Source organism: Streptomyces sp. NBC_01622 (assembly GCF_045209635.1).
GTDB lineage: Bacteria > Actinomycetota > Actinomycetes > Streptomycetales > Streptomycetaceae > Streptomyces.
In genome coordinates this window covers 10,192,963-10,213,605 of the sequence record NZ_CP109293.1, presented here as the reverse complement: position 1 = coordinate 10,213,605, position 20,643 = coordinate 10,192,963, and the positions used below count along the sequence as shown (strand labels likewise).

Annotated in this window: 22 protein-coding genes and 3 pseudogenes; 12 read left to right on the top strand and 13 right to left on the bottom strand. The window is 67.0% G+C overall.

The genetic code is table 11. The features are described 5' to 3' along the window. Positions 1 to 30: 30 nt before the first annotated feature. From OH768_RS47275 to OH768_RS47255, 5 genes are all read right to left on the bottom strand, one after another. Positions 31 to 1,218, bottom strand: coding sequence for an NAD(P)/FAD-dependent oxidoreductase (locus OH768_RS47275; protein ID WP_406463186.1), 1,188 nt, complete (start codon positions 1,216 to 1,218; stop codon positions 31 to 33). A gap of 12 nt (positions 1,219 to 1,230) precedes the next feature. Next, positions 1,231 to 1,461 (bottom strand): acyl carrier protein, encoded by a 231-nt coding sequence (locus OH768_RS47270; protein ID WP_406463185.1) that lies wholly within the window; start codon positions 1,459 to 1,461, stop codon positions 1,231 to 1,233. A gap of 34 nt (positions 1,462 to 1,495) precedes the next feature. Then, positions 1,496 to 3,082 carry an amino acid adenylation domain-containing protein gene (locus OH768_RS47265; protein WP_406463184.1) on the bottom strand — a complete coding sequence of 529 codons (1,587 nt, stop codon included), beginning with the start codon at positions 3,080 to 3,082 and terminating at the stop codon, positions 1,496 to 1,498. Between the two features lie 93 nt (positions 3,083 to 3,175). Next, positions 3,176 to 3,772, bottom strand: coding sequence for an LmbU family transcriptional regulator (locus OH768_RS47260; protein ID WP_406463182.1), 597 nt, complete (start codon positions 3,770 to 3,772; stop codon positions 3,176 to 3,178). 234 nt (positions 3,773 to 4,006) lie between these two features. Further along, on the bottom strand, positions 4,007 to 4,222 hold the full coding sequence (locus OH768_RS47255; protein WP_329263138.1) for an MbtH family protein: 216 nt from the start codon (positions 4,220 to 4,222) through the stop codon (positions 4,007 to 4,009). A gap of 404 nt (positions 4,223 to 4,626) precedes the next feature. Between OH768_RS47255 and OH768_RS47250 the strand changes: the two genes are divergently transcribed. The 6 genes from OH768_RS47250 to OH768_RS47225 all read left to right on the top strand — a co-directional run bounded on the left by OH768_RS47250 (position 4,627) and on the right by OH768_RS47225 (position 9,224). Then, positions 4,627 to 5,553, top strand: a complete 927-nt coding sequence (locus tag OH768_RS47250) for a thiamine pyrophosphate-dependent dehydrogenase E1 component subunit alpha (RefSeq protein WP_406463180.1) — start codon at positions 4,627 to 4,629, stop codon at positions 5,551 to 5,553. Beyond that, positions 5,550 to 6,530, top strand: coding sequence for an alpha-ketoacid dehydrogenase subunit beta (locus OH768_RS47245; protein ID WP_406463178.1), 981 nt, complete (start codon positions 5,550 to 5,552; stop codon positions 6,528 to 6,530). Before OH768_RS47250 ends, OH768_RS47245 begins: the two co-directional genes overlap by 4 nt. Next, entirely contained in the window at positions 6,527 to 6,814 is a 288-nt protein-coding gene (locus tag OH768_RS47240) for a biotin/lipoyl-containing protein (RefSeq protein WP_406463177.1), read from the top strand. Before OH768_RS47245 ends, OH768_RS47240 begins: the two co-directional genes overlap by 4 nt. A gap of 13 nt (positions 6,815 to 6,827) precedes the next feature. Next, positions 6,828 to 7,076: a phosphopantetheine-binding protein gene (locus tag OH768_RS47235; protein ID WP_406463175.1), complete on the top strand. Its 249-nt coding sequence runs from the start codon at positions 6,828 to 6,830 to the stop codon at positions 7,074 to 7,076. Beyond that, entirely contained in the window at positions 7,073 to 8,011 is a 939-nt protein-coding gene (locus OH768_RS47230; protein WP_406463173.1) for a ketoacyl-ACP synthase III, read from the top strand. Before OH768_RS47235 ends, OH768_RS47230 begins: the two co-directional genes overlap by 4 nt. Before the next feature lie 169 nt (positions 8,012 to 8,180). Further along, complete coding sequence (locus OH768_RS47225; protein ID WP_406463172.1) at positions 8,181 to 9,224, top strand: zinc-binding alcohol dehydrogenase family protein; 1,044 nt, start codon at positions 8,181 to 8,183, stop codon at positions 9,222 to 9,224. A gap of 235 nt (positions 9,225 to 9,459) precedes the next feature. Here OH768_RS47225 and OH768_RS47220 read toward each other — a convergent pair whose 3' ends face one another. Together OH768_RS47220 and OH768_RS47215 are read right to left on the bottom strand one after the other, a co-directional pair. After that, positions 9,460 to 10,977 carry an FAD-dependent monooxygenase gene (locus OH768_RS47220; protein WP_406463170.1) on the bottom strand — a complete coding sequence of 506 codons (1,518 nt, stop codon included), beginning with the start codon at positions 10,975 to 10,977 and terminating at the stop codon, positions 9,460 to 9,462. A 378-nt stretch (positions 10,978 to 11,355) separates the two neighbouring features. Beyond that, positions 11,356 to 11,487, bottom strand: a pseudogene (locus tag OH768_RS47215) (IS5/IS1182 family transposase); the annotation flags it as partial. 378 nt (positions 11,488 to 11,865) lie between these two features. On the opposite strand from OH768_RS47215, the gene OH768_RS47210 reads away from it, so the two are divergent. After that, positions 11,866 to 12,258 carry a hypothetical protein gene (locus OH768_RS47210; protein ID WP_406463169.1) on the top strand — a complete coding sequence of 131 codons (393 nt, stop codon included), beginning with the start codon at positions 11,866 to 11,868 and terminating at the stop codon, positions 12,256 to 12,258. Between the two features lie 950 nt (positions 12,259 to 13,208). Then, positions 13,209 to 14,153, top strand: a complete 945-nt coding sequence (locus tag OH768_RS47205) for an ATP-binding cassette domain-containing protein (RefSeq protein WP_406463167.1) — start codon at positions 13,209 to 13,211, stop codon at positions 14,151 to 14,153. Positions 14,154 to 14,325: 172 nt separating this feature from the next. Here the strand turns inward: OH768_RS47205 and OH768_RS47200 are convergent, their stop codons facing one another. Then, positions 14,326 to 15,096 (bottom strand): transposase, encoded by a 771-nt coding sequence (locus tag OH768_RS47200; RefSeq protein ID WP_406463165.1) that lies wholly within the window; start codon positions 15,094 to 15,096, stop codon positions 14,326 to 14,328. A 115-nt stretch (positions 15,097 to 15,211) separates the two neighbouring features. Between OH768_RS47200 and OH768_RS47195 the strand changes: the two genes are divergently transcribed. The 4 genes and pseudogenes from OH768_RS47195 to OH768_RS47180 all read left to right on the top strand — a co-directional run bounded on the left by OH768_RS47195 (position 15,212) and on the right by OH768_RS47180 (position 17,617). Then, the gene (locus OH768_RS47195; RefSeq protein ID WP_406463163.1) at positions 15,212 to 16,111 is read left to right on the top strand and encodes an IS5 family transposase; all 900 of its coding nucleotides are present in this window, start codon (positions 15,212 to 15,214) and stop codon (positions 16,109 to 16,111) included. Positions 16,112 to 16,487: 376 nt separating this feature from the next. Then, positions 16,488 to 16,700: pseudogene (locus OH768_RS47190) on the top strand (IS5/IS1182 family transposase); the annotation flags it as partial. Further along, a complete protein-coding gene (locus OH768_RS47185; protein ID WP_406465724.1) occupies positions 16,683 to 16,973 on the top strand; it encodes a transposase in 291 nt (96 codons plus the stop codon). The pseudogene OH768_RS47190 and the gene OH768_RS47185, both read left to right, overlap by 18 nt. Positions 16,974 to 17,086: 113 nt before the next feature. Continuing rightward, positions 17,087 to 17,617: a helix-turn-helix domain-containing protein gene (locus tag OH768_RS47180; RefSeq protein WP_406465722.1), complete on the top strand. Its 531-nt coding sequence runs from the start codon at positions 17,087 to 17,089 to the stop codon at positions 17,615 to 17,617. 80 nt (positions 17,618 to 17,697) lie between these two features. Here OH768_RS47180 and OH768_RS47175 read toward each other — a convergent pair. The 5 genes and pseudogenes from OH768_RS47175 to OH768_RS47155 all read right to left on the bottom strand — a co-directional run. Then, positions 17,698 to 17,859, bottom strand: a pseudogene (locus tag OH768_RS47175) (pirin family protein); the annotation flags it as partial. Between the two features lie 650 nt (positions 17,860 to 18,509). Further along, positions 18,510 to 18,887: a hypothetical protein gene (locus OH768_RS47170; RefSeq protein ID WP_406465720.1), complete on the bottom strand. Its 378-nt coding sequence runs from the start codon at positions 18,885 to 18,887 to the stop codon at positions 18,510 to 18,512. Beyond that, a complete protein-coding gene (gene cas5e / locus OH768_RS47165) occupies positions 18,884 to 19,192 on the bottom strand; it encodes a type I-E CRISPR-associated protein Cas5/CasD (RefSeq protein ID WP_406463161.1) in 309 nt (102 codons plus the stop codon). The genes OH768_RS47170 and cas5e overlap by 4 nt, the downstream gene beginning before the upstream one ends. Positions 19,193 to 19,216: 24 nt before the next feature. Next, positions 19,217 to 19,357 (bottom strand): hypothetical protein, encoded by a 141-nt coding sequence (locus OH768_RS47160; RefSeq protein ID WP_406463160.1) that lies wholly within the window; start codon positions 19,355 to 19,357, stop codon positions 19,217 to 19,219. 43 nt (positions 19,358 to 19,400) lie between these two features. Beyond that, the gene (locus tag OH768_RS47155; protein ID WP_406463158.1) at positions 19,401 to 20,591 is read right to left on the bottom strand and encodes a Wadjet anti-phage system protein JetD domain-containing protein; all 1,191 of its coding nucleotides are present in this window, start codon (positions 20,589 to 20,591) and stop codon (positions 19,401 to 19,403) included. Positions 20,592 to 20,643 lie beyond the last annotated feature (52 nt).

Genomic DNA, 20,643 nt, shown 5'->3' with positions numbered 1-20,643 from the left:
CGGCAGAACCAGCAGGGAGTCGTCCGCCACTCAGCTCTGATCGAGCACTGCCAAGAGCTGGTCGTTGTAGAAGTCGTCGAACGAACACGCGCCCGACAGAGTCGAGAAGTACCGGTCGACCAGCTCCTGATGACCGGCCAGGCTCCGCAGCATCTCCGCCCGCCCCTCGGGCTTCAGCTCGGCCACGTTGAGCGCGCCCTGGTAGAAGTTGAGGAAGACGTCGGTCAGTTCGTTCTCGTAGCGCTTCAGCGCCGTCTTGAGCGCGGCGTCGTCGTACAGTCCGTCGCCGATGTGGTCGGTGAGCGACTGGGCCTGGATGAAGGCGTCGGTGATACCGCGAGCGGTGATGGAGTCCTTGTGGTGCACGGCGTCACCGAGCAGCACCCAACCGGGGCCGTAGGCCTTGCGGAAGTAGTTCTCCTGATGCCCGGTGCCGTACAGCTGCTCCACGCGGCGGCCCGCCGCCATCCGCTCGTACAGCTCGGGGACCGTCGTGCGGACGGCTTCGAGAAAGGCGGGTTCCACCGCGGTGCGGACCCGGGCGAACTCGCCCTGCGGGAAGTAGCACATGATCAGCTTGAGGTCGTCGTTGGTGGGGATGACACCGACCCAGCGCCCCGGCCGCTCGTACAGCTCGAAGTGCGCGGGAACCCCGGCCCAGTAGGTGTAGTAGGTACAGGTCATCCGGGGGTGCTCGACGACGTTCTGGGCACCGGCCTTGCGGGCCACCAGTGATCGCATGCCGTCGGCGCCGACGACCAGCCGCGCCCGTTCCGTCGCCTCGGCGCCGCCGGGGGTTGTGTACCGGACTCCTACGACCCGGTCGTCCTCGACCAGCAGGTCGTTGACCGCGCAGCCCTCCCGGAACTCCACTCCGGAGGCGACGGCGCCGGCCGCGAGGATCGGGTCGAGAACGTACCGCCTCGGCGCGTACGTGGTTCGGTGGCCGTCGACCGGCAGGGAGAAGCCGTTCAGCCGGACACCGGGCGCCTCGTAGCTCTGGTGGTCGATCGGCTGACAGCCCGCGGCGCGCAGTTCGTCGAGGAGTCCCCACCGGTCGAGCAGCGCGACGCCCGGCTGGTGGATGTAGTGCGAGGACAGCGTGTCCTGAGGGAACCGCGCCTTCTCCAGGAGCAGCACTCGATAACCCTGCCGAGCGAACAGCATGGCCGCCGGCGAACCCGCACAACGGGCACCTATGACAACTACGTCGTACATGGCCCTCTCTTACTATCGGGGGACCGTGCCCTCGGATTCGATGTACGCGGAAATCGACGCCACCGTCGGATTGAGAAACAACTGATCCATCGGAACTTCGACGCCCAGTTCCTCGATGAAAGCACCTTGGATTTTGGCCATGATGACGGAATGGCCGCCCAGGGTGAAGAAGTTGTCGTCCATCGATATGTCGTCGCTCTGGAGTTCCCGGCACCAGATGGCGAGCACCCCGTCGGCAATCATCACAGTCCTTTCGTTCTTCATCAAGGTTCGTCGGCTATCCCGATGCGGCACTGTCGGCGTACTGCTTCCGGAATGTGTCGACGAGAGCCGCGCGGTCCGCTTTCCCGTGCGGGCTCAACGGAATCAGCGGGATATTGATGACTCTGGCCGGAACCATGTTCCGCGGCAGCGTCTCCAGGAGGCGGGTGCGCACGTCGGTCTCGTCGAGCCGCTCCCCCGCCGGGACGACGAACGCGATCAGCTCGGCCTCGCCGGAGTCCGTGTACCGGATCACCACGGCGGCCTGCCGGACCCCGGCCAGTCGGCCGAGCGCGCGCTCGATGTCGGTGGGATCGATGCGCATGCCGCGCACCTTCACCTGCGCGTCCATCCGGCCGGCGACGACCAGGTCACCGGCCTCGGTCACCCGGCCTCGGTCGCCCGTGCGGTAGAGCCGGCGCGGCAAGCCGTCGACCATCAAGGTGGTGAACCGCTCGGACTCGGGGCCGGTGGCGCCCAGGTAGCCCGCGCCGACGCTGGTGCCGGAGATGCAGATCTCGCCGTACTCCCCCGCCCCGACGCCCTGCATCCGCTCGTCGAGGACGTGGATGTCGGTGTTGTGGACGGGTCTGCCGACGGGTGCGATGTCGTGTTCGCCAGGCCGGTGGCCGGCGAGGTCGTACGACGAGGCGACGTCCGTGCACTCGGCGACACCGTACTGGTGCAGGAGGGTGCACCTGTTTCCCTCGCGTCGGGCCCAGTCCGCGATCCGTTCGACGTGCAGCGGTTCCCCGCCGAACAGTACGTAGTCCAGCCCTGTGAGTGCCTCGCCGCCGCGTGCGGTCTCCCAGTCCACGAGCAGGTAGAGCGTGCTCGACGCGCAGTGCACCGTGCGTATCTCGTGCCGGGTCAGCATCCGGTAGGCCATGGCGGCGTCGAAGTTGCGGCTCGCCATCAAGTACTGGGTGGCGCCGCAGAACAGCGGTGTCATCAGGCTGCGTTGGGAGAGGTCGAAGCCGAACGCGCTGACGACCAGGTTGTGCGAGCCGCTGTGCAGGCCGTATTCGAGCACCAGCCAGTTGAGCAGGTTGTACCAGGCCTCGTGCCGTATCGCTGTGAGCTTCGGGGTACCGGTCGAGCCGGACGTGAAGACCGCGTAGCACAGGTCGTCCCCGGCGACCGGGACGTCGGGACCAGTCACCGGGAGACCTTCGAGTTCGCCGGAGAGCTCGTCCGGGGTGACGACGTCGACGTCCGCGGACTCCACCAGTGCGGCCGTTGTCGGGGAGGCCACCATCAGGGCGAGGTCGGGGATCTGCCCGAGCAGCAGCTTGAGGCGGGCCGTCGGGTAGGTGGGGTCGAACGGTATGTAGGCCGCGCCCGCCTTCAGGGTGCCGAGGACGGTGACGACCATGTCGATCGAGTAGTCGAGGCAGATGCCGACCTTGGCACCTCGGCCGTGTCCACGCGCGATGAGGAAGTGCGCGAACCGATTGGCCTTCGCATCCAGCTCCGCGTAGGTCACTCGCTGTCCGGCACAAACGACGGCAGCGGCGTCGGGGGTCGTTTGCGCGTGCGCCTCGAACTGCTTGTGGACGACGGGCGTCGAGGGCAGGTCAACCCGTTTTCCCTGAAGGATCATCTACTGACTCCGATATGACGGGGGTCCGATCGGGCGAGCCGTCGACGCACCACGGGAACGCGGCTTGTCCGGCACCTCTGGGCGGTGTGCTTTCTAGGCGGTGTGCCGATCGGCGGCGTCGAGCACCTGGGTCACCCACTTGTCGACGGGCAGACCGTGCGCGGCAGCCACTTTCGAGTAGTAGTCCAGTTGGCCGTCGGACAGTTCGATGGTGAGCGTGGTGGCCTTCCGCCGACCCTTGTCCGCTCCGGCCGGCTCCGGCAGCTGGGATGTCTCTTGCTCATCGCCGCCACTGCTCGGGGGGATGTCGATCTGGTGACCCTGCTCGGCCAGGCCGGCGCGAACCGCTCTGCGGAGTTCGTTGCGCGACCACTTCTCCTGTTCGGCTTTGCGCAGCCAGTAGTCCTGCTCCGGTGGCGACAAGCGGGTCACCTCGGCGTGGTGGGCGAAGCTGAGGCTGTCCCGCCTGCGGTGGTGCTCGAACCGCCGAGCCACCCACGCGTAGTTGCGCAAGGTCTGGTAGTCGAGCCCTGTTCTCTCGATTGCCTCCCGGTAGCGCCGCAACCCGTAGGTGGTCTCACCGAAGATCAACCAGTCGGCGAGCCACCAGGCCGTGGAGTTCGTGAGTTCGCGCAGGCTGGCCCCGATCCGCTCCCAGGACTGCTGCGACAGGTCCCGCGGGAAGATCACTCCCGATTTCTGCACCTTTGCCTGGTTCCCGACAAAGGGCAGAACCACATCGTTCCGCGTGGCCTCACCAGTGGTTCCCACCGGTCCGGTCTCGTGACTGCTCACGGTCCTCACAGGACGCCCCCCACAATCTTCGTCTCCCGACCAGAGCGTTCGTCTGCGTACACATCGAACTCTCGGTACATGTGGGGCACGGACAACGTGATCCACTCCTCCGAGGATTCCGGCCGGCGCTCAGTCCGCCGCCATGGCCTCCCGCAGGCTCCTCGGGCGCAGGTCGGTCCAGTTCTGCTCGACGTATTCAAGGCACTCGGCCCTGCCCGCCTCGCCGAAGACCACCCGCCAGCCTCCGGGTACCTCGGTGAATACCGGCCAAAGGGAGTGCTGGTCCTCGTCGTTGACCACGACGTAGAAGCGGCCGTTCTCGTCGTCGAAGGGGTTCGTGCTCACTGCCACCGTCCTTAACGGTCACGGGGTGACTCGGGATGGGAAAACGGGGTGACTCGAGATGGGAAATCGCCAGGGCCGGACAGGTCGCCGATCGGCGTTGTCCCGTCGACGGGACACCCGGCATCCGCGGACACCCTGGATCGCTGATGCCACGGTAGGGGACCGTAGGACGCGACCGTCAATGCCGCAAGAGCAGCAGAATCGCTGAACTCCTGGGCGCCCGTCCGAGCCTGTGTCCCATTGGAGTTCTGTGCCACCATGACCCAGCCAGTAACCCGTGAATAAGTCTGCTCGAATTCGGGTTCAGCCAATATCCTCGCCGCCTAGGCAATCGAGAGCGCGCGCAGTCGATTACATGACGACAGAAAGCTCATCGACGAACCTGCGACTGGTGATCAATGGTCTTGAAGTCAGAATCCGAGTACGCATCCGAGTATGGGTGTGAAACAGAACCCGACGACGACACACGACGGCTGCTGCTGCGCCACATGCTGGTGGCGCGCGGCATCGACGAGGAAGCCCGTCGGCTCCAGAAACAGGGCGCGCTCGACCTCTGGCCGTCCTGCCAGGGGCAGGAGGCCGCACAGGTGGGTTCCGCGCTCGCCGTGGGCCCGGACCCGACCGTCGTTCCCAGTTACCGCGAGCACGCGGTCGCCCTCCTTCGTGGCGTGACACCGGAGGAGTTGTTCTCCCAGTGGGCCGGCCGCACGTTCTGCGGATGGGACCCGTACCGGCTGCGGTTCTTCCCCTACACGATGGTCCTGGCCGCACAGACACTGCACGCGGTCGGCTACTCGATCGGGCAACGGCTGCAGGGACGCGAGGACTTCGTCGTCGTGTACATAGGCGACGGCGCCACCAGTGAGGGCGACATGTCGGAGGCGATGAACCTCGCCGCCGTGGAGTCGGCGTCCGTGCTGTTCGTCTGCCAGAACAACGGCTGGGCCATCTCGAAACCGGCCGAGGAGCAGATGCGCACCTCAGTTGCCGAGCGCGCCCGGGGTTTCGGGATCGAGTCCGTGCGGGTCCCGGGCAGCGACCCGGAGACCGTCTTCTCGGCCTGCTCCCGGGCGGCCGCCCATATCCGTGGAGAGCGGGCACCCTATCTGGTCGAGATCCAGGTGGGGCGCATCCAGGGTCACACGACGTCTGATGCCCAGGAGCTGTACCGCAGCGCCGACGACATCGCGCGGACCCGGGCCGCGGACCCGGTGACCGCGTACGCGGCCAGGCTGAGCGGTCTGGGCCTGGTGGACACGGCATGGTTCGACGCCGTCGACGCCGAAGTGCGGGAGTCGGGCGAGCGGTTGACGAAGGAGTACGTGGGATGAGCACTGTGCGGTCCGTCGGCCTGGCGGAGTCGATCAACTCGACCCTCGCCGACCTGCTCGAACAGGATCCGAGGCTGCTGCTGCTCGGCGAGGACATCGGACGTCTGGGCGGCGTGTTCCGGGTGACCCGCGGTCTCAGGGAGCGGTTCGGTGCGGACCGGGTGCGCGACTCGCTGCTGGCCGAGTCCACCATCGTGGGCCAGGCCGTCGGCATGGCGATGAGCGGGCTGGTGCCGGTGTGCGAGATCCAGTTCGACGGGTTCACCTATCCCGCGGTGAACCAGTTGGTGACCCAGGCGGCCCGGATCGGTGTCCGGTGGAACGGTCAGGTCAGCCCCAGTCTGGTGGTGCGGATCCCGACCGCGGGCGGGTTCCGGGGCATCGAGCACCACAGCGAGTCCAACGAGGCGCTCTTCGCACGTGTCCCCGGGATCTCGGTGGCGTGTCCCTCCACGGGCGAGGACGCCGCCCAGGTCCTGCGGTACGCGGTCACGCTCGGCTCGCCCGTGGTGATGTACGAGCCCATCCGCCTGTACTGGCGGCGGGACACACCCTCACGGGACCCCGAGCCGGCGAGGACACCGACCGCGGCCCGGGTCGTACGGCGTGGCGCGGACCTGACGATCGCCACGTACGGCGCGATCACCCACGAGGTGCTGGAGGCGGCGCACTCGCTCGGCCCCGATGTCGACGTCGAGGTGGTGGATCTGCGCTGGGTGGCCCCGCTCGACATGGACACGGTCCTGAGGTCCGTCGCCCGCACCGGGCGGCTGCTGATCGTGCACGAGGGGGCGAAGGACGTCGGCATCGGTGCGGAGATCGCCGCGTCGGTGGCCGAGCGCGGCTTCGACGCGCTCCGGGGCCCGGTCCACCGGCTGGCGCCCGAGCGTCGTGCCCAGCCCCCGGCGAACTTCGAGAAGGACTACATGATCGGTGTGCAGGAGATCAAGGACGAGGTGCTGGTGATGACGAAGTGAGCGACTCCCCCGTGGACATATGTGTTCCCGGCTTCGGGCACGGCCTCGGTGAGGCCCTGCTGATCGAGTGGGTCGCCGGTGTCGGCGACCGGGTCGAGCGGGGAGACGTCGTCGCGGTCGTCGAGACCGACAAGGCCAGCACGGAGATCGTGGCGGAGCGCGATGGACGGGTCACTGCCCACTCCGCGACGGCCGGCACGATCCTCAAGTCCGGTGACGTGCTGTACCAGTTGGCGGCCGACCAGCCTCCCCTCGCCCCGCGATCCACAGATCCCGTCACGTGAACGGAGAAGGCACATGAGCGACATCGAAAGCCGTATCGCGGACGCCATGCTGGCCAAACTGCGCGAGCGCGACCCGTCGTTGGGCCCCGACGACCTCGCCCGGCCGGTCGCCGACCTCGACCTCGACTCCCTCGACCTGGTCGAGTTGCACCAACAGCTGGAGCGCGAGCTTCAGGTCAAGGGCGATCTGAGGGAGACCGCGGGCTTCGCCTTCCTGAGTGACTTCAGCACCTATTTCGTGAAGCTGGCGAGCCAGGGATGAGCGCGGGCATCGTCGACATCGCCACCGCGAAACCGGGCCGGAGAATCGACAACGACCACTTCGCGTCGATCGGTCTCACGGACGACTGGATCCGACGCCGCAGTGGTATCGCGGCGCGCTCCTGGCTGCCGGACGAGACCCCGCTGACGGAGGTGGCTGCGGAGGCCTGCGCGCCGATCGTGACCAGGATGGACGACCCCGCCTCGATCGACGCCCTGGTCGTCGTCAGCACCTCAGGGCAGCAGCGCATCCCGGGCATGGCGCAGAAAGTGGCACAACTCGCCGGACTGGGGCCCTCGGTGCTGGCCTTCGACATGAACGCGGCCTGCTGCGGCTTCGTCTACGGGCTGGTCACCGGGCTCTCGCTCTGCGACGTCGGACAGGCGCGCTCGGTCCTGGTCTGCTCGGTGGAGGCCATGTCCCGGATGGTCGACCGCACGGACCGGCAGACGGCGTGCATCTTCGGCGACGGCTCCGCGGCCGTCCTGCTGGAGCACCGCGCGGAGTTCTCGGGCTTCCGCCAGGTCGCCGGCTGCGACGGCTCTCAGGAGGCGCTCATGCGGGAGACGGACGCGGGCGGCATCCATCTGGACGGGATGCAGGTGTACGACCGCGCCGTGCGCCGCATGTCAGAGTCTGCGCAGTACCTCTTCGACAACGGACCCGCACCGACCGTCCTGGTCGGGCACCAGGCGAACGGCCGCATCCTGGAACAGATCCGCGGCTTCACCACCCATCTCGGCGTGCCCTTCGTGAACCGGATCGAGAACTCCGGGAACACGTCGTCCGCCTCGATCCCGCTAGCCTTCGCCGAGGAACTGGACGCCGGTTCCCTCCCCGCCGCGGGACGGCTCGGGGCCGTGGCCTACGGCGCCGGTGAGGCGTGGGGCGGTGTCTCGGTGGACTACCGGGTACCGGCCGTCACGGCCCCCTGACCTCGCCTGAATCCGCGAACGCGCTCGATCACCGGAGGTTGTCATCTACTCACCGCAAGCCTGGGTCCTGCGCTCCGGTGCGCTCGCCGGCCCTCACGACGGCGGAACCGCCGGCACGCTGCAACGCGAGCGCTTCACCTTCGGCCCGCTGGACGAGGGTGAAGCACTGGTGGAGCCGATCATCGGCTCCTGGGAGGCGAACATGGATCACGCGCTGACCCGTTCGCCGATCGACGTGTGCAGCAGTCGAGGTGAGGACGCGGTGGTCCTCGGCAACCTGGGTGTGGTGCGCGTCCTCAAGGTGAACGCGGGGCAGGACGTCCAGGTCCGGGAAGGGGACCTGTGTCTGCTCATGCCGTTCGGGAGGCTCGACCGCTTCGAGTACGCCGAACTCGCCTACGCCTACGACTGTCCCGGCACCATCGGCCTGTTGGCCGAGCGGACCAAGTTGGACGTACGGCTGCTCCTGCGGCTCCCGGACGACACGGCGTACTCGCTACCTCAATGGGCCGCATACGGGCGGTACTTCACTGCCTGGGACAACTGGCAGAAGGCGTACGGGTGTTGGCGGACGCAGGTGGCCGACGACGATCCGGCGAACCACCTGGTGTTCGGGTGGGGCGGCGGCGTCGCCTTCGCCGAGTTGATGCTGGCCAAACGGGCCGGGTTCCGCGTGGCGATGGCGGCGGGTTCGGAGGAGCGTGTCGCCTTCCTGCGGGAGAACGGCATCACTCCGGTGGATCGCCGCCGCTTCCCCGACCTCTCGCTGCCCACCCGGCAGGAACGGACGGACCGGGACCGGCACCAGCGGCGCCGGACGTCGGTCGCGGACTTCCTGGACGTCGTCAAGAACCTCAGCGACGGCTACGGGGTTGCGATCCTCGTGGACAACATCGGCGAGCCTCTGTACGACGTCACCCTGAGTGCCCTGGCCCGCGAAGGGGTCGTCACCACGTGCGGCTGGAAGGCGGGGATGCGTCTCTCGCATCTGCGGGGAGCCGAATCCATTGCCCGGCACATCCATGTGAACACGCACGTGTGGCGACTGCCCGACTCGCCGGGAATCCGTGACTTCATGGAGGCCGAGGGATGGATAGCGCCGGAGGGATCGGACGTGGTCTACGACTTCGACCGGGTGCCCGAGCTGGCCGACGACTACGCGAACGGCAGGATCGGGTCGTACTTCCCGATGTACCGCGTGAACCCGCTCTGACCGGCCCGAACAAACGAACAGAAGCACGCCCGACGGTACGCGCGAGCGCCGTGACCGACCGGCTCAGGAGTCGAAGAGGCTGAGCCGGTGCAGGACCGGGCGGCCCGAGGGAACGGCCACGCCGGACAGCTTCCAACTCACTGGAGCCCGCCTCGTCCACTGGGGCACGCTCCGGGCGCCGAGACGACCACAGCATCTCCGCCGGCATCGTGAACCCGTCAGTTCAGGCGATCCCTCACCCCTCTTGGGCGGGGCCGAACCAGGTCGCGAGGGCGGTCCGGAGCGCTGAGATGTCGGGTGCGTCGCCGACGGCGGTCGCCCAGGCGACATGGCCGTCGGGGCGGATGAGGAGCGCGGCGGGAGGGGGGATCTCCCCGACGACAGGGACGGGCCAGCTGTCGTCTTCGCTCCGCGCCTCCACGAGGTCGACGCGATCGGCCCAGCCGTCAGTGACCGCCGCCACTTCGGCGCTGCCGCGCAGGTCGAGCAGCACGGGACGGGCGGCGTGCAGCAGCTCGTAGACCCAGGTGTCGCCATCAGGCGTCTTGAGATCGACGTCGGGGGCTCGACGGCCCGCCAGCGGATGGTCGCCGTCGACCGGGTACCGGATGTGCAGTCCGGTGATCATGCCGCCGAGAAACTGGTTGACGTCGTCGAACTCGAGGAGCGAGCCGAACACATCGCGCAGCGCGTCCGTCTCAGCGCCGGGGCGGACCAGAGCCGCCTGTGCCCGGGTGTTGTGCAGAACGCGCTCCGCGACGGGGTGACGCTCGGCGTGGTAACTGTCCAGCAGGCTCTCCGGCGCCTGGCCGCGCACCACCAGGGCGAGCTTCCAGCCAAGGTTGACCGCGTCCTGCACTCCCACGTTCAGCCCTTGCCCGCCGGCCGGGTAGTGGATGTGGGCCGCATCGCCCGCAAGCAGCACTCGGCCCTCCCGGTACCGGGAAGCCTGCCGTGCGGCGTCGCCGAACCGTGAGATCCACTTGGGGTTGTGCATGCCGAAGTCCGTGCCCGCGAGCCTGACCAGCGATTCCCGGAGCTGCTCGAACGTCGCGGGTTCGTCGCGATCCGCGACGTGGTCGTACTCGGATGTGAACACCCGGTGCCAGCCCGGCTCCAAGGCGATCGCCGAGAAGTGGCCGCCCGTACAGCGCCGCATGAAGATGTACTCCTCGGGCAGATCGGGGAGTTCGACGTCGCCGAGCAGCGCGGTCATCGTCGCCGGAGTGCCGGGGAAGTCGATGCCTGACAGCTTGCGCACCGTGCTGCGCCCTCCGTCACAGCCCACGAGGTAACGGGCGCGCAGCGTCGCAGGCGCCGCCTCCGCCGTACGCAGTTCGACCTCTACGACGGCCTCGTCCTGGCGGATCCCACTCACCTCGGACGACCAGCGCACGCGTACACCGAGTTCGGCGGCCCACTCCTCCAACAGCCGCTCGATGGAGGACTGAGGGAGCATCAGTGGGTGGGGGTATCTGGACTCGAATCCGTCGAGATCCAGCCAGAGCCCGGAGAAGTGAGCCACCGGCGTCAGTTCGCCGACCGCCAGGAAACGGTCCAGGACCCCTCGCTGATCCAGTACCTCCAGGGTGCGGGAATGTATCCCGCCGGCTCGCGACTCGCCGGTCCGCTCTGCGAGCCGCTCGACCACCATCACGTCGACACCCGCCAGCCGCAGCTCACAGGCGAGCATCAAGCCCGTCGGCCCGGCGCCGGCGATCACCACGTCCGCGTCCATGCCGGCGTGTCCCACGTCGTTTCCCCCTCGGTCAACTGCGCCTCTGACGTCGTTGAATCACCTCCACGTTCACGGAAGCGGATCAGCCGGTCAAGACAACGCCAGTGCCAGGACGGGCAGTTCACAGCGAGCTTGCCTGTAGGACTGTCCCGCCGGCGGGACAGTCCTACATCCCCTGACACCGTCAGAGGACCTTCGGCATGTCTCAGGGCGCCAAATGAGAGGGGGCAAGGCGGGTGAAGATCAACTATGGGGTCATTGCGCGGACATCGCTGCGGTTGCTGAACGACATCGGCCTCGACGGGCCTGCCATGGAAGGACCAACTGGCCAGCTGAGCTCGGCAGTCGTGCCATGTGAGACTGGCCTACCGGGACAGGTCCCGGGTCGTCGCCGCCTTGATATGACTCGTTCGTCCTGCATTTGAGTCCCGCATCAGCGAGGCCTTTGATGATCCCGTGCTGTCGTGCGGCGGTCAGGTCGTGAGTCGAGCCGGGCAGAGCGGGTAATGCCCAGAGCAGCCGTCCGACCGTCAGCACCGCCAACTCGGAAAAGGCTCACCGATCGATCATTGGTGGTACAGATCGCCCTACGGGCCGTCAGTCCTGCATGTGAATGCCGAGATTTGGAGCGTGGGCGAAGACCGTTCGGAGAACTCGTGGAGGAACGCGGCGGACACGCCTTCGAATGGAGCGTGAGTCGGTGGACATGCCGGAATTCCAGCACCGGACGCCGGGATCCACTTTGGCACACCGGCCACGGTCACGTGAGAATCGGCCAAGTTCTGGCTGACACAGCAGAGTTGGGAAGACGCAGGCAACCTTGGGAGTGGTAGCCCGCGTTCTCAGGAGTGCGAGAGCCAGGTCTTCCGCGCGTTCATCCACTGCATCCGAGAGGAACCTCTCATGGTCGTGCGTAGGCACCGCATCTTCATCGCCATCAGCGCCGCTCTGATCAGCGCCCCAGCGATGCTTGGTCTTGTTGCATGTGGCCCGGATGATGCCGTGGGCTGCGCACGGGCCGCCGATGCATTGTCTGAAAGCGTCGGCACTCTCGGAGTAGCCGTAAAGGACGCAGTCCTGTATCCGAAGAATGCCGACAAGTCGATCGAGAGGATCAGAAAAAATCTTGACGACATCCGTGCCCAGCACCATGACAAGGACGTACTCAAAGCCATCGACGATATGGAGAAAGCCTTGGACAACGTGAAAGAATCCGTGGACAACGGCGACAAGACCCCCGACCTCTCACCTGCCATCAGCGCGACCGGAGAGATCACCAAGGCCTGTACCCGCTGATGGTCTGACCAGGGTACGAACGCGAGTCGGAACACTTCCTTGCCTTCGTCGCCGTCGCCTGCACTCTGATCTGCTATCGCCGACCCGGCTAGCAGACCATAGGACAGCTCGCGCCGATGACAACCCATCCAGTTCTGGTAGAAGATCGCGTTTCACGACCTCCTGAGAGCACAGGTCCCGGGGGATCCTTTCGCCGACCGGCTCACGCGATCCTGTTTCCAGGTCGTGATCATCGGCTCGTTCAGCACCCACTGCTCGTCCGATAAGTCGCTCGGATGCGGTGCTCACGCCACGCCTCGAACCCCGGCACATACATGCCGAACGGCCGGCGTGTGCCGCTCAGTACCGCGGACGAGAGATCACGAACCGAGGGGCAGGGACTTAACACCCTCTCAGAACAATCCGAAGTCTCCGACGACCCTGAGGCGGTTCAATGTGGCCTCGTCTGGCCACAACCCTGCCAACAATGCCGGCCACCCCCGTAGCGATGAACGACGTCCAGGCCCGGCAGAACGGGTGCCCTGGCTCCCTGGGGCTTGATCTCTGAGTTTGAGTGTTCGTCAGAGACCTTCTCCGCCACTACGGAGTCCGCCGACGGCTGATCCACGAAGCACCGCCCTGGCCTTGGCCGATGCCACTCAAGCCTACGACGCCAGCACTGACCGGGCTAAATATCTGCAGCCTTGTATTGTCCGCCAAGCTGTCCCTGCCCGCACATGTGTCAAGGTTACTGCTGCCTGGCCGCGAGACTGCGCCAGAGCGCAGACGCAGCAGACGGGTCAGTGGCGAGGATAGCTTCTGCATATTCGTCGAAGACGCCAACAAGGCGACGGCCGTCCTGAGACGCAACAGCAGGGAAGCAACGAGGAATTGCCCTCCGAAGCCCAGTTCTAGGGCGCTGAAACCATGGTGAAACCGAGCTGAATGCGCCTTGCCGCACGCTCTGCGGGATGACGACAACGACCGAGGAACTCGCGATCTCAGCCACCGGGCTGCGCAAGGCTTTTGGGGACAAGACGGTCCTCGACGGCATCGACCTGGCCGTCCCGGCCGGCACCATCTTTTCCCTGCTCGGCCCCAACGGCGCCGGCAAGACCACCGCCGTCAAGATCCTCTCCACGCTCGTCACCGCCGACGCCGGCGAGCTGCGGATCGGCGGTCACGACCTGGCCACCGACGCGCAGGCCGTGCGGGCCGCGATCGGTGTCACCGGTCAGTTCTCCGCCGTCGACGGCCTGATCACCGGCGAGGAGAACATGCTCCTCATGGCAGACCTGCACCACCTCTCCAAGGAGGAAGGCCGCCGTACCGCCGCCGAACTCCTCGAACGCTTCGACCTCACCGAAGCCGCCAAGAAGCCCGCCTCCACCTACTCCGGCGGCATGAAGCGCCGCCTCGACCTCGCCATGACCCTGGTCGGCAACCCACGGATCATCTTCCTCGACGAACCCACCACCGGCCTCGACCCCCGCAGCCGCCACACCATGTGGCAGATCATCCGCGAACTCGTCACGAGCGGTACCACCGTCTTCCTCACCACCCAGTACCTGGAAGAGGCAGACCAACTCGCCGACCTCATCGCCGTGCTCCACAACGGCAGGATCGCCGCCCAGGGCACCGCCGCCGAGCTCAAGCGACTCATCCCGGGCGGGCACGTACGGCTCCGCTTCACCGACCCGGACGCCTACCAGTCCGCCGCCGCTGCCCTGCGCGAAGCGACTCCGGACGACGAGGCATTGGCGCTGCGGATCCCCAGCGGCGGCAGCCAGCGCGAACTGCGCGCCATCCTCGACTGGGTGAACGCCGCCGGCATCGACGCGGACGAGCTGACCGTGCACACCCCCGACCTCGACGACGTGTTCTTTGTCCTGACCGACGGGCACCGACATCCTTGAACAGCCCAATGAGACCGTCCGGTAAGCACCCCGTCATCGACGGGCGTCGCATCTGCACTCACAGCTGGTCGAACACAAAGTCCCAGCAGACCCATCGTTGCCCCTCTTGGACTAAAGCCTGTTCGAGAAGTCCGGGAGCGGGCAGTGCGATGCACTGGCACGTCCTTGTCGATCACGCGGTCATGGCCAGGTTGTGCATGCGGGCGACGGCCTGGACGGCGTGGTGCAGACCGTCGCCGCGCTGCCGGCAGTCACGGAGGATCTTGTAGTTCTTCATCCGGGCGAAGGTGTGCTCGACGCGGGCGCGGACCTTGCGGTGCTCGGCGTTGTCGGCTTCCTGAAGGGGCAGCAGCGGCCGTTTGCCGCGGCGGCGATGCGGGATGACGAGGCCGGTGCCCCAGTAGGCGCCGTCGGCGAGGACCGTGGTGCCGGAGCAGACCTCGGCCAGGCCGGTGTCCCGAAAGGCATGGGCGTCGGCGATGTTGCCCGCCACCGGGGGTGCGGTGGCGACCACCAGGCGGGTGTCGGCATCGATGACGACCTGCACGTTCGCGGAGAAGCGGTAGTTGCGGCTGGAGGCGGCGACCGTTCGGTCGCGCACCGGGATCAGCGTGCCGTCCACGATCCACAGCCGTTCCACCGCCCCCTCGGGGCGGGGCGCCGGCTCGAGCGAGAGGAGCGGGCCCACCTGCTGGATGGTCCGGCACACGGTTGCCGGGCAGACCCCGAACAGCACCGCCAGCTGTCGCATGGTCAGGTTCGTCCGGTAGTACACGGCCACCAGCAGCACCCGCTCGGTCAGCGGCAGCCGCCACGGCCGCCCCATCCTCGGGTGCTCACCACCTCGCTCCCGCACTGCCCGCACCAGCCGGGCGAACCGCTCCGCCCGCAACCCGGTGAACACCTCGATCCACACCGGCTCGGCCCTCAACACCCCACACATACAAGGGAAATGCCCGCTCACGGACTTCTCGAACAGGCTTTAGAGGGCGTCTGAAAAGCCTGTCAGCGGGCAAGTTGCCTGGTAGCGGGGTGGCGTCGCACTTTCGGGGGCTGGGGTGTGCGGGCTGCGTACCCGTTACTCGACGGATCTTTCCGATCCGGAGTGGGAGATCCTCTGTCCGTTGGTTCCGGCGGTCAGGCCCGGTGGTCGACCGGCGATACACGCCCGGCGGGAGATCCTCAACTCGCTGGCTTACTGGCTGCGGGCCGGCTGTGCCTGGAGACTGCTGCCGCATGACCTGCCGCCGTGGCAGACGGTCTATCACTACTGGCGGCAATGGCAGCAAGAAGGTGTGTGGGAGCGGATGTTGACGGCGCTGCGCGAACGCGAGCGGGCGCAGCTCGGCCGGGATCCCACGCCCAGTGCCGCCATCGTGGACAGTCAGAGCGTCCGGGCCAGTGAACGCGGCGGCTTGCACGGGTACGACGGCGGCAAGAAGGTCAGCGGCGTCAAGCGTCACCTGCTCGTCGACACCCGTGGCACCGTCCTGGTCACCTGCGTAAGCCCGGCCAGCGTCGGAGACCGAGACGGTGCCGTGGTGCTGCTCTCCCGGGCCGCCGATGCCTTTCCGCGCCTTCGGCACGGGTGGGCGGACCAGGGCTACCGAGGCGCCGACTTCCACGCCTGGGCCCGGGAAGCCACCGGCATCACCGTGGAGGTCGTGCAGCGCCGCGACGGAGGATTCCGCTCGACCTGGTCGAAGGTAAGGGTTGTCCCGCTATTTGTGCGTCCGCACCCATCGTGTGGTGGAGCGACGCTGACTGGGCGGCCGACTGGCCAGATCGGGCTCTATGAATCCGGTTGGGCCCGCCCGCGGACGATGCGTATCCTCTCGGACCATGTGCTACCACGCGTTCAACGGCGCCTTCCGGCACTACGTATGCATCGCGTGCCGGCTCTCCTTCAAAGGCAGCACATGGCCGATCCGGAAGCGCATCTGTCCTGGCTGTCGTGAACAGCTCGTCTTCGCTGGCTACGACTTTGCTGCGCCCCGGCGACGCGACACGAAGGCATGGTCAGTCGTTGCGACTGTGCTCGCGGAGGGGCTCACCTACGATCACCGCCCCGGCTGCGGCTGCTCACGGCTCCCCTCTTTCCGACCCCGGACCCGAGCTCAGGTGCGTGTCCGGCGCCGCGCAGCCGAGCGGCTGGGCCTGCCTCTGTCGGTGACTCTCGCTCGCCGCGACGCCTTCACCTCGGAGAGCCGCGACGAGCAACCGCCCTCTCCGTCGGCCGCGAAGCGCGATACGACCTGAGCGCCGCGTCGACGCGGCAAGCCGCGCTGGCCATGTGAGCGGTCAGGGCGTGGTTCGCCTTGAGAAGATCCCGCTGTGGCTGGAATGATCACGGCAGCGGAGCCGTCCTGGATACCCCCGTTCACCGGGTTGCGCTCGCGCGACTTTCGAAAGCTGGTCACGCTGTTGCGCCGAGAAGGCGCCGATCGAACTCGCCGCGGGCGTCCCTGGTCACTGCCGCTGGAAGAGCGGGTGCTCCTGGTCACCGCGTACTGGCGGACCAACCTGACGTTGCGGCAGCTCGCCCCACAATCTTCGCCAGGCCCGCTGATCGGACGGCCGACCGGCAACCAGGAGCGCACAAGATCAATTACGGGACAGCCCTTAGGGACACCACCACCGGCAGTGCCCCTCTTCGCGGTGGTCCCGCGCCGTTGGGTGGTGAAGCGGACGTTCGCCTGGCTGGGTCGGTGCCGTCGCCTGTCAAAGGACTACGAGTACCTGCGCGTCTGCTCGGAGAACGCCATCTACCTGTCCATGGCCATGCTCCTCGTGCGCCGCCTCGCAAGCCCAGCCCGCTGACAAGCTTTTCAGACGCCCTCTAGAGATCTTTAAGAGTGTGGGATACGTCGGCTCGTGGCGGTTGGGGTGGGCCGCGCTAAGCCGGAGGGACGAAGCATCCCGACGGCGGTGGTCTGACGGCCCAGGAATGGGCTCGGCGCGGGCAAGCCCGTTTCGCGGCAGCTGACTTGATCGAGGCAGGGGCGAGCGACAGGGAGGTGGCCCGGCGGTTCAGAGTGACTCGGATGTCGGCGAACCGATGGCGTCGAGCGTTGGCTTCGGGCGGTCGGCAGGCCCGGGTCTCCAAGGGGCCTGGAGGTGCCCGCTGCAAGCTCAATGCCGGTCAGAGGACTGCCAAGCCAAGAAACCTGCCTGGTTCTCGCATCTTGTTAATACTCGCCAACTGCGAGACAGCCAGGCTCAGTCCCCGACCAAACCAACCATCAGGCCCCCGAAGCCCCTCCCACCCAGCCAGGCGCCGAGAGAGCCACTTGCCACATGTGCCGCCACCGGCGTCCACCCACAGACAGCAGACAATAACTGACGCACCGTTAGGAAAGTCAGCAAAAGTCAGCAAGCGGACTGCCACAGCCGCCCACACACAGCCACAACACGGAATCGAGGCCTCGCCCACGCCGACCCCTCTAGCCCCGGCTCTCGCGTAACCGCCGGCACCGCCCGGGCGACGAAGACGGAAGTGCACGCACTCCCGCCCTGGCCAACCTCATCGGCGCATCCCAGCAGGTCAGCGCACTCTCCCCCGCGGCTTCAACCCCACCGGAGGCAGTTCAGGAGCCGGAAGCGGCGCCCCGTCATACCCCTTCACCTCACCGAACCGTGCCCCTGTCATCCAGTCCTCACGAGCCTGTACGATCTCCTCCTGGGACCGTCCGATCCAATTCCAGAACCATTGCATCATCGGGCGTTTCCGCAGGTCAGAAGCGTGCGAGTCCCTCAAAGTCAGCAAAAGTCAGCATCCTAGTCGTCACCCATGAGTGCGATTTGCCCTTAGTTGGCGGTTTTAGTCGCCGAGGTTTCCGTTGCGGTCAATTCGTCGCCGCATGCCTTCCATCCGCCGCCGGCACTCGTCACAACACCCCACGATCGAGGCGCGCAACGTGCAACTGCAGCACGCCGGATGGACCACAGACTGAAGTTGGTCGCCTCTCTTCCCTTGGGCCCTGCACAGCAACAGACACCGCTGGCAGACCGGGATGCCATAGCCCAGATACATCACTCAACAGTCAGGGCAAGCGCCTTGACCTGCCGGGTTGCTCCCGCCGAGTCAGACCTGTTCACGACGGACTCGAACGGCTCCCCGCACTCGCGTGGTTGGGATGCCTGACGGCGGCACGGTGAACTCATTCGCGCGGACCGTGAGTTCACTGAAGCCCCCCAGCGATTCGGCCCGAGCAACCGGAATCGCAGGTCGGCGGACTTGCGCAGGAAACGGAAGCGGGCGGCGAAGTCAGTGCGCGGGGCCTCAAAGCCCGTCGAGCAGGCCGAGCGCTGCGGCGGCGCGGGTTGAGGGCGATCTTCGAGAGATGCGGCATGTTGTCACCAGCCCAGGAGGGCGAAAGGGTCGAGGCCGGGCGGGTTCTCGGTCGCCGGGTGGCCGCTGGGAATGTCGATCCACAGGTGTCGTAAGGCGCGTCGGCCGAAGAAGGTGCCGGTCTTGAGGTCGTAGCTGTCGGGGACGTCGTCGACCAGGTGGCCGCCGGTGGAGTCCTCGACAGTGGCTTCCAGCGCCACTGTGGGGGTGCTGATCTGGTCGCGGTGGTGTCTTCCGGCCTGCCAGTCGATGGCGCCGAGGATCTGCGGCAGGTCGGCGTCGGAGCGCAGGCCAAGGCTGAGGGGGCCGGTGGGCGGGCAGGAGCGGCGGCCCGGGAAGAGCGGGAACGGGGGGGTGACGGACCGCCTGGTCCAGCGCTTCAGCGAGGGGTTGGGCGGGCTGGTCCTCTTTTGCTGCCCTTGCCTTCGACTTCGGCGGAGGCCATGGGAAGTTCGCGGTGGTCGCCGACGGTGTGGTAGTCACGCAGCAGCGTGCCGGGCTGGTCGACGCGGGTGCCAAGGTGCAGGCCGAGCAGGTCGGTCAGGGATGCTTCGCGGGGACGGCCCTGGGCTGCGGCGAACAGGCCGAGGATGTCGGATTTGGCGGACTGGGACAGCGTGTCACGCCGGTTGTATCGGGCGGGACCACCCCAGGACTGGAGGGGGGCGGCACGCCGCAGGACGAGCACGGCGCGCTCGCCCCCGGGTGGCTGTCACGCGCCCGCCTTGGTCCTTTCGGTCTGCTCGGTGTCGGCCAGCCAGGCACCGACCTGTGTCAGGAGATCGGGAAAGGTGAGGGAGGCGCCGAGCACAGTCGTGAGTTTGTCGGCCTGTCGAAGCGCAACGAGGATCACAAGACTGACTCAAGCCCTGTGATCCTCTGCGAACCGAACAGCCTCAGAGCGACTTCAGTTCGGCCAGCCAGAGGTGCAGGTTCGGGAGGACTTGTTCATGCATGCCCTCTTGTTCACAGCGGAGTCCTCCGTGCTCGATCATCGCGGCCACCAGGTCCTTGAAGTGATCCGGGACGGTTTCCGCCTGCCGCGTCGCCTCGTTTAACCACTTTTCGAGCTGCGACGGCTCCTCCATGAGTTTGCGTCCGCGGCGGTACAGTTCCGCGTCCATGGCGATGGGCTGGATGCTGCGGCCGCTCTTTTCCGCGAGGTCGAGGATGATGCCGATTCCTGGCGGGTCGAGGTCTCCCCAGGCTGCGATCGGCAGGGACTCGGGCACACACTTGCCCAGGAAGTGAACCAGCGCCCCGGAGGCGAATCCTTCGGTCCAGACACAGAGCCAGTTCCTGGGGACGGTGGTGCGCGAGGCGACCGCTTCGAAAGTCTCCTGGTTTTCGATGAGGAAGACGCCACAGGCCTGGAGGTCGAACCTACCGTCTCTCGTGACCGTCCAGCCTGGGAGTTCGATGAAGGGTTCAGCGAGGGCGAGGTCCGCCACGAGGCCTTGCCGGTGCCATTCGGCCGGGCCGGTCATCCTCAGGCCTGTGTCACTGGTGTGGACGGCCTCGGTGAACGGGCGGCCGATCAGGTTGGAGAAGGCGGCCTTGGCGGCATCGGTCCACGTCTTGGTTCCGCCGAGGGCCAGCGCTGCCAGTTCACGCTCGCTGCATCTCCAGCCGCGGCTCTCGGTGCGGAACCACTCGGCTGCCGCCCGCAACGCGGCACAGTACGTGATCCAGTGAGAAGTGGCGGCACGTGAACCGTCGGGAGGTACGCGCCTGTTGTCATCAGGGAGCGCCGCGAGTAGCTCGTATTCGAATGCCAGCTCGGGCACATCGGCGATGGCGTCCAGAGTCTCCGTACGCTCTCGCATCAGGCGGTCGCGTTTGACGATGGCCCGGTACCGGGCCTGGCCGCGTTTCGTCCGGATCGGCCCGCCGGATCCGATGATCAGCATGCGGAGCGGCAGAGTGTGCCGACTGGCGCGCAGCACGGTATCGGCGCGTGCAAGGTGGATGCCTTTCGCATTGACGGCGTCACCGAACAGGTCGATGAGATCGGCGCGTTCACGGTCGGTCATGCGCAGGGTGAGACGCCGGTTCAGCTTTCCCCCGTTGGCGAGACGCTCACGCACTCGGGTACAGAACAGGACTCCCCCCGGGCTGACCACCCACTGCGCGAGATCA